The organism is Pseudomonas sp. EGD-AK9, from assembly GCF_000465935.2.
Taxonomy (GTDB): Bacteria; Pseudomonadota; Gammaproteobacteria; order Pseudomonadales; family Pseudomonadaceae; genus Aquipseudomonas.
Genome location: NZ_AVOF01000140.1, coordinates 1 through 7,808 on the forward strand (window position 1 = coordinate 1; position 7,808 = coordinate 7,808).

Here is a 7,808-nt window from a genome sequence, read left to right on the forward strand (position 1 = left end):
GTCCCGCCATTTCCGCGTCCCGCGGCGGCGCCCGGCGGCGCTGACAGGGAGTCCAGCCATGACCAACGCCGTTCTTCGCGTCTTCCTGCTGGTGCTGCTGGCGCTGCCGTTGCAGGGCTTGCAGGCGCAGCAGAGCTTTCCCAGCCCCAATGCTGCGGTGGATGCCCTGATCCTCGCCCTGGGCAACCAGCGCGCCGACGCCGCGCGCATGGCGGCCCTGCTCGGCGAGCAGTGGCGCAGCTACATTCCGCTCGAAGGCATCGAGCGCGAGGATGTCGACGCCTTCCTCGCCCTGTACCGGGAACATCACGAAATTCGTTCGACGGCCCCCGACCAGGCCGTGTTGGTCGTGGGCCAGGAGGCCTGGGAGTTTCCCTTGCCACTGATGCGCGACGCCTCGGGATGGCGCTTCGATACCCAGGCCGGCGGCGAGACCATCCGCGTGCGTCGCATCGGCCGCAACGAGCTGGCCACCCTGCAGGCGGTGCGCGCCTACCACGACGCGCAGATGGACTACGCCGAGGTCGACCGCGACGGCGACGGCGTACTGGAGTACGCACAGCAGTTCGTCAGCCGCGATGGCCAGCACGACGGCCTGTACTGGGTCGAGCAGCCCGGCCTCGAGGAAAGCCCGCTGGGCCCGCTGTTCGGCGACGAACTGCCGGACGGCGACTGGCAGGGCTATCGCTACCGCATCCTCTCCGCCCAGGGGCCTTCGGCGCCGGGCGGCGCCTACGACTACCTGCTGGGCGACAACATGAGCCGCGGCTTTGCCCTGATCGCCTGGCCCAGCGCTTATGGCGACAGTGGCGTGATGAGCTTCATGATCAGTCACGAGGGGCGGGTGTTCGAAAAGGATCTGGGCCCCGACGGCGGCAACCAGGCCCTGGCCATGAGCCGCTTCGATCCCGATAGCAGCTGGCACGAAGTCGACCAGACGGCGCAGGCCGCGCTGCCCTGAGGGGCGGCTGCACAGCCTGGCTGCCGGCGGTTCGTCCCGGCAGCCTTGTCATTAAATGAAAAGCGCCTGTCGTCCGATGAGAAGCACCCGCCAGGCCCTCGCCCTAAAGTCCAATCAACGCAAATCGACGCTGTTCGTCAAGATCGATGATTGGAGAAATCAGGCATGGCCAAAGCCGTACGCTTCTACGAAACCGGTGCTCCCGAAGTCCTTCGTTATGAGGACGTCGAAGTCGGCGAACCCGGCCCAGGCGAGGTTCGCCTGCGCCATGTGGCCGTTGGCCTGAACTACGCCGACACCTACTTCCGCAACGGCACCTACCCGATCCCGCTGCCCAACGGCATGGGCGTGGAGGCGGCCGGCGTGGTGCAGGCGGTGGGCGAGGGCGTGAGCAACGTGGCGGTCGGCGATCGCGTCACCTACACCGGCTTTCTCAACACCCTCGGCGCCTACTCCACCGAGCGCCTGATTCCGGCTGCGCCGCTGATCAAGCTGCCCGACACCATCGCCTTCGAGACCGCCGCGGCCATGACCATGCGCGGCCTGACCTCGGCCTACCTGATGCGCCGCATCCATGACTTCAAGGCCGGCGACAGCATCCTGCTGCACGCCGCCGCCGGCGGCGTCGGCCTGATCGTCTCGCAGTGGGCCAAGCTGCTCGGCCTGACCGTGATCGGCACGGTGTCCAGCGAGGCCAAGGCCGAAGTGGCCCGCGCCCACGGCTGCGACCACACCATCAACTACAGCCATGAAGACGTCGCCAGCCGCGTGCGCGAGCTGACCGACGGCGTCGGCGTCAACGTGGTGTTCGACAGCGTCGGCAAGAACACTTTCATGGGCTCGCTGGACTCGCTCAAGCGCCGTGGCCTGCTGGTCTGCGTCGGCACCGCCTCCGGGCCGATCGAAGGCTTCAACCCGCAGCTGCTGGCGATGAAGGGCTCGCTGTACATGACCCGCCCGGCCCTGGCCGACTACATCGCCGACCCGGCGGAGAAGGCGGCGCTGGCCGGCGAGCTGTTCGACCATGTCGGCAGCGGCCGGATCAAGATCGAGATCAACCAGCACTACGCGCTGCAGGACGCGGTGCAGGCGCACCGCGACCTGGAGTCGCGCAAGACCACCGGCTCGTCGATCTTCGTCATCTGAGGAGGCCCGCCATGCAAGTCGAACAACTGACCTACAACATCGGCGCCGAGCTGATCGGCGTGAATCTGGCCGACGCCATCCACGACGACGGGCTGTTCGCCGAGATCCGCCAGCAGTTGCTCAGGCATCGCGTGCTGTTCCTGCGCAAGCAGGCCTTCAGCCGTGCCGAGCACGTGGCCTTCGCCCGCCGTTTCGGCGAGCTGGAAGACCACCCGGTGGCGGGCAGCGACCCGGAGCACCCGGGCCTGGTGCAGATCTACAAGCGCCCGGACCAGCCGATGGACCGCTACGAGAACGCCTGGCACACCGACGCCACCTGGCGCGAGGCGCCGCCGCTGGGTTGCGTGCTGCGCTGCATCGAGTGCCCGCCGGTGGGCGGCGACACCATGTGGGCCAATATGGTGGTGGCCTACGCCAATCTGCCGGACGACGTCAAAGCCAGGCTCGAGGGCCTGCGCGCGCGCCACAGCATCGAGGCCAGCTTCGGCGCGGCGATGCCGATCGACAAGCGCCTGGCGCTCAAGGCGCAGTACCCGGATGCCGAGCACCCGGTGGTGCGCACCCATCCGGAAACCGGCGAGAAGGTGCTGTTCGTCAACGCCTTCACCACCCACTTCAGCAACTACCACACCCCGGATCGGGTGCGTTTCGGCCAGGACGCCAACCCCGGCGCCAGCGACCTGCTTCGCTACCTGATCAGCCAGGCGTACATCCCCGAATACCAGGTGCGCTGGCGCTGGCAGCCCAACAGCGTGGCGATCTGGGACAACCGCAGTACCCAGCACTACGCGGTCATGGACTACCCGCCCTGCCATCGCAAGATGGAGCGAGCCGGGATCATCGGCGACAAGACCTACTAACCCTTTCGCCCGTTCCGTTCCTACCGTTGCGGGGCGGGCTACTTTGACAATACCAAGCGAGGATCCCATGCAATTCTTCGACGATTCGCTGCACCCGGAAAACATGGAAAAGGTGGTGATCACCGTCGCCCCCTACGGCCCCGAGTGGATGCCGGCGGACTTCCCGGAAGACATCCCGGTGACCATGGACGAGCAGATCCAGAAGGCGGTCGATTGCTATGAGGCCGGCGCCACCGTGCTCCACCTGCACGTGCGCGAGCTGGACGGCAGCGGCTCCAAGCGCCTGTCCAAGTTCAACGAGCTGATCAAGGGGGTGCGCGAGGCCGTGCCGGACATGATCATCCAGGTCGGCGGCTCGATCTCCTTCGCCCCGGAAGGCGAGGGCGAGGCGGCCAAGTGGCTGAGCGACGACACCCGCCACATGCTGGCCGAGCTGACCCCGAAGCCGGACCAGGTCACCGTGGCGATCAACACCACCCAGATGAACATCATGGAGCTGCTCTATCCGGAGTACCTGGAAGGCACCTCCCTGGCCAACCCGGCGTTCCAGGCCGCCTACAGCGAGATGACCGTGCCGGCCGGCCCGGCCTGGGTCGCCGAGCACCTCAAGCGCCTGACCGCCAACGGCATCCAGCCGCACTTCCAGCTGACCGGCATCCACTCCCTGGAAACCCTCGAGCGCATGGTGCGCAAGGGCCTGTACATGGGCCCGCTGAACCTCACCTGGATCGGCATCGGCGGCGGCTTCGACGGCCCCAACCCGTTCAACTTCTTCAACTTCATCCACCGCGCGCCGGACGGCTGCACCCTCACCGCCGAGTCGCTGCTGAAGAACGTCCTGCCGTTCAACGCCATGGCCCTGGCCATGGGCCTGCACCCGCGTTGCGGCATCGAGGACACCATAGTCGACCAGCATGGCAAGCGCTTCACCTCGGTGCAGCAGATCCAGCAGACGGTGCGCGTGGCCCACGAGCTGGGCCGCGAGATCGCCAGCGGCAAGGAAGCGCGCGAGATCTACCGCATCGGCGTGCAGTACGACAGCGTCGAGCAAACCCTGCTGGCCAACGGCATGGCGCCGAACCGCAAGGCGGGCCAGAAGGGCGTGCCGCAACGCGGTTGATCGAGCGAGTCAGTCCCCCTGTTTTGGTCAGGTCCAGGGGGGGAGGGCGATGCCGGCTCGCCGGCAGCACCCGTAGCGAACACGCCAGCCGGTTGGCTGGCGTGTTCGGCTGATCCCGAGGCTTTTGCGATAAAGCTCTTGCCCGGTTGGTAGTCGCGTCCGTCGCCACGTTGGCGGATGCGACGCCGGCCCTCCGCCCCCACAAGAGGCGGGTGAGGAGCTTTTTCCCAGAGGCTTTCACCCTAAAACAATAACGACAGTTCGAGGAGGCAGCATGGCTGCGCATCATATCGGCGATGACATCGAGGATAGCTCCCAGGGGATAGCGCGCCGCTATGCCTGGATCGTCTTCGCCCTGACCTTCGGCCTGCTGATATCCGACTACATGTCGCGGCAGGTGCTCAATGCCGTGTTCCCCAGCCTCAAGGCCGAGTGGGCGCTGAGCGACACCCAGCTGGGCCTGCTCAGCGGCATAGTCGCCTTGATGGTCGGTCTGCTGACCTTCCCGCTGTCGCTGCTCGCCGACCGCTTCGGCCGGATCAAGAGCCTGACCCTGATGGCGGTGGTCTGGAGCCTGGCGACCCTGGGCTGCGCGGTGGCGCAGAACTACGAGCAGATGTTCTGGGCCCGCTTTCTGGTCGGCGTCGGCGAGGCCGCCTACGGCAGCGTCGGCATCGCCGTGGTGGTTTCGGTATTCCCGCGCGAGATGCGCGCCACCCTGTCCGGCGCCTTCATCTCCGGCGGCATGTTCGGCTCGGTGCTGGGCATGGCCCTGGGCGGCGTGATGGCGCAGCACTTCGGCTGGCGCTGGGCGTTCGCCGGCATGGCGTTCTTCGGCCTGGCGCTGGCGCTGCTCTATCCGATCGTGGTGCGCGAGTCGCGCATCGCCCCGCAGCGTGTGGCCAAGGCGGCCGGCGCGGCGGCGCTGAAGGTCGGCCGGCCGCTGCGCACCCTGTATTCCAGCCGTTCGGTACTCTGCGCCTATGTCGCCAGCGGCCTGCAGCTGTTCGTCGGCGGCACCGTGATCGTGTGGATGCCCAGCTACCTCAACCGCTTCTACGGCATGAGCACCGACAAGGCCGGCGCCGTGGCCGCCATCATCGTGCTGTGCAGCGGCGTCGGCATGATTCTCTGCGGCATGCTCAGCGACCGCATGAGCCGCCACGGCCCCGAACGCAAGATCAGCCTGTGCATGGCCTACTGCCTGGGCAGCTGCCTGCTGTTGTCGCTGGCCTTCGCCCTGCCGTTCGGCACCGCCCAGCTGGCGCTGATTGGCCTGGGCATGGTGATCGCCGCCGGCACCTCGGGCCCGGCCGGCGCCATGGTCGCCAACCTGACCCACCACAAGGTGCACGGCACCGCGTTCGCCACCCTGACCCTGGCCAACAACCTGCTCGGCCTGGCCACCGGCCCGCTGCTGACCGGCAAGGTCTCCGATCTGATCGGCCTGGACAATGCCTTCCAGCTGGTGCCGCTGGTGAGCATCGCCGCCGCCGCGGTGTTCCTCCTGGCGGGGCGCAGCTACTTGGCCGACATGGCGCGACTGAAAGGCGAGGGCGTCGAGGAGAAGGCCGTCGAGGCGGCGGTGGAGGCCCAGGCATGAGCGCCGTATTGCAGGTCGAGGTGTTCTTCGACTTCATCTGCCCCTGGTGCCTGATCGGCAAGCGTCAGCTGGAAAGGGCCCTGCTGCAGCTGCAGCACGAGCGGCCCGGTGTGCGGGTGGAGCAGCAGTGGCATGGCGTGCAACTGTTGCCGCATCTGCCGGCCGAGGGCGTGCCCTTTGCCGCCTTCTACCTGGAACGTCTGGGCAGTGCCGAGGCGGTGAGCCTGCGCCAGGCCCAGGTGCAGCGCGCCGCCAGCGTCGCCGGGCTGGATCTCGACCTGAGCCGCATCGCGCAGATGCCCAATACCGCCGACGCCCATCGTCTGCTGGCCTGCGCCGCCGCGCTGGGCCAGCCGGCCCAGCGCGATGCCCTGCTGGAGCGCCTGTTTGCCGCCTATTTCCAGCATGGCGAGAACCTCGGCGATGGCGCCACCCTGCTGGCCATCGCCCAGGCCTGCGGTTTCGACACCGCCCAGCTGGCGCCGGTACTGCGCGGCAACGGCCAGCCGTACTTCGCGCCCGGGGCGAGCGCGGCCCAGGGCGTACCCCATTTCGTCTTCAACAAGCGCCTGGACGTATCCGGGGCGCAGTCGGCCAACGCCCTGCTGCTGGCCATGCGCCGGGCCCTTGACGAGCCCGAGGAGCGCCGGGCATGAGCCGGCGTATCAGCGTCGCCCTGGCGCAGGTGGCCGCCCCCGGGGCGCGCCTGCTGCTCGAAGGCGAGGGCTACAGCCTGGCGCTGTTCAACGTCGAGGGGCAGTTCTACGCCATCGGCGACAGCTGCCCGCACCAGGGCTCGTCGCTGTGCGGCGGCAAGCTGCAGGGCCGAGTGATCCAGTGCGGCGCCCATGGTCTGCGCTTCGACCTGGCCAGCGGCTACCTGCTCAATTCCACCCAGCTGAAAGTGCCCACCTACCCGGTAGAGGTGGAGGGCGAGCAGTTGCACATCCTTGTTCCGCCGCAGGAGTCGGCCCCATGACCGCCATTACTCTGGTCCAGTTCAACGACCGCGTGCGCGAGCTGGCGCCGGGCATCAGCGTCAGCCTGGTGGCCGCCGCTGCCGCCACCTTCCTCTCCGAGCATTACGGCGCGCCGGTGATGCTGTTCGCCCTGCTGCTGGGGCTGTCGCTGAACTTCCTCGCCAGCGAGGGCAAGTGCAAGGCCGGCATCGAGTTCACCGCGCGCACCGTGCTGCGCCTGGGCGTGTGCCTGTTGGGCATGCGCATCACCCTGGAGCAGATCGCCGGTCTCGGCTGGAAGCCGCTGGCGCTGGTGGTGGTGCTGGTGGTGCTGACCATCTCGCTGTCGGTGCTGGCGGCCAAGGCGCTGGGCTTCCAGCGCCTGTTCGGCATGCTCACCGGCGGCGCCACCGCCATCTGCGGCGCCTCGGCGGCGTTGGCGCTGGCCGCGGCGCTGCCCAACCACCCGCAGAAGGAACGCGCCACCCTGTTCACCGTGATCGGCGTGTCGGCGCTGTCGACCCTGGCGATGATCCTCTACCCGATGATCGCCAACTGGTTTGCGCTGTCGCCGGAGCTCGCCGGGGTGTTCCTCGGCGCCACCATCCACGACGTGGCCCAGGTGGTCGGCGCCGGCTACAGCATGTCGGCGGAAACCGGCGACACCGCCACCGTGGTCAAGCTGATGCGCGTGGCCATGCTGCTGCCGGTGATAGTGGTGGCCGCCATGATCACCCGCATGCAGGGCGCCGAGACCGGCGGCCAGCGCCCGCCGCTGCTGCCCTGGTTCGCCGTCGGCTTCCTGATCCTGGCCTGCATCAACAGCACCGGCTGGGTGCCGAGCCTGGTGCAGGGCGGCATCAACGAGCTGTCGCGCTGGTGCCTGGTGGTGTCCATCGCCGCCCTGGGCATGAAGACCCAGCTCAAGGAGCTGGCCACCGTCGGGATCAAGCCGATCCTGCTGATGATCGGCGAAACCGCCTTCCTCGCCGCGCTGGTCCTGGTGCTGTTGCACTGGGGCTGGTGATGCGCCTTCCGAGCCTGCCTAGCCGAGACTTGTCATGAAGCAAAACCCCGAATCCCCCACGCCGGAGCAGTCCGCCGTGCCGGCCGGCGCCGCCCTGCGCAAGCCGCGCAGCAGCCGGAGCAAGGCGCCGAG

The 7,808-nt window shown here is 68.1% G+C and carries 8 protein-coding genes; all 8 read left to right on the top strand.

What is annotated here, in order from left to right; translation table 11 throughout:
• Positions 1-58 precede the first annotated feature (58 nt).
• The 8 genes from N878_RS07985 (at position 59) to N878_RS08020 (ending at position 7,676) form a co-directional block, all read left to right on the top strand.
• Positions 59-961, top strand: a complete 903-nt coding sequence (locus tag N878_RS07985) for a DUF2950 domain-containing protein (RefSeq protein WP_021443141.1) — start codon at positions 59-61, stop codon at positions 959-961.
• Positions 962-1,126: 165 nt separating this feature from the next.
• Positions 1,127-2,107 (top strand): quinone oxidoreductase, encoded by a 981-nt coding sequence (locus N878_RS07990; protein ID WP_021443142.1) that lies wholly within the window; start codon positions 1,127-1,129, stop codon positions 2,105-2,107.
• Positions 2,108-2,118: 11 nt separating this feature from the next.
• Positions 2,119-2,967: a TauD/TfdA family dioxygenase gene (locus tag N878_RS07995; protein WP_021443143.1), complete on the top strand. Its 849-nt coding sequence runs from the start codon at positions 2,119-2,121 to the stop codon at positions 2,965-2,967.
• Positions 2,968-3,034: 67 nt separating this feature from the next.
• Positions 3,035-4,087 carry a 3-keto-5-aminohexanoate cleavage protein gene (locus tag N878_RS08000; RefSeq protein WP_021443144.1) on the top strand — a complete coding sequence of 351 codons (1,053 nt, stop codon included), beginning with the start codon at positions 3,035-3,037 and terminating at the stop codon, positions 4,085-4,087.
• A gap of 274 nt (positions 4,088-4,361) precedes the next feature.
• On the top strand, positions 4,362-5,690 hold the full coding sequence (locus N878_RS08005; RefSeq protein ID WP_021443145.1) for an MFS transporter: 1,329 nt from the start codon (positions 4,362-4,364) through the stop codon (positions 5,688-5,690).
• A complete protein-coding gene (locus N878_RS08010) occupies positions 5,687-6,346 on the top strand; it encodes a DsbA family oxidoreductase (RefSeq protein WP_021443146.1) in 660 nt (219 codons plus the stop codon). Before N878_RS08005 ends, N878_RS08010 begins: the two co-directional genes overlap by 4 nt.
• Positions 6,343-6,669, top strand: a complete 327-nt coding sequence (locus tag N878_RS08015) for a Rieske 2Fe-2S domain-containing protein (RefSeq protein ID WP_021443147.1) — start codon at positions 6,343-6,345, stop codon at positions 6,667-6,669. Before N878_RS08010 ends, N878_RS08015 begins: the two co-directional genes overlap by 4 nt.
• Positions 6,666-7,676 carry a YeiH family protein gene (locus N878_RS08020; protein WP_021443148.1) on the top strand — a complete coding sequence of 337 codons (1,011 nt, stop codon included), beginning with the start codon at positions 6,666-6,668 and terminating at the stop codon, positions 7,674-7,676. Before N878_RS08015 ends, N878_RS08020 begins: the two co-directional genes overlap by 4 nt.
• Positions 7,677-7,808 lie beyond the last annotated feature (132 nt).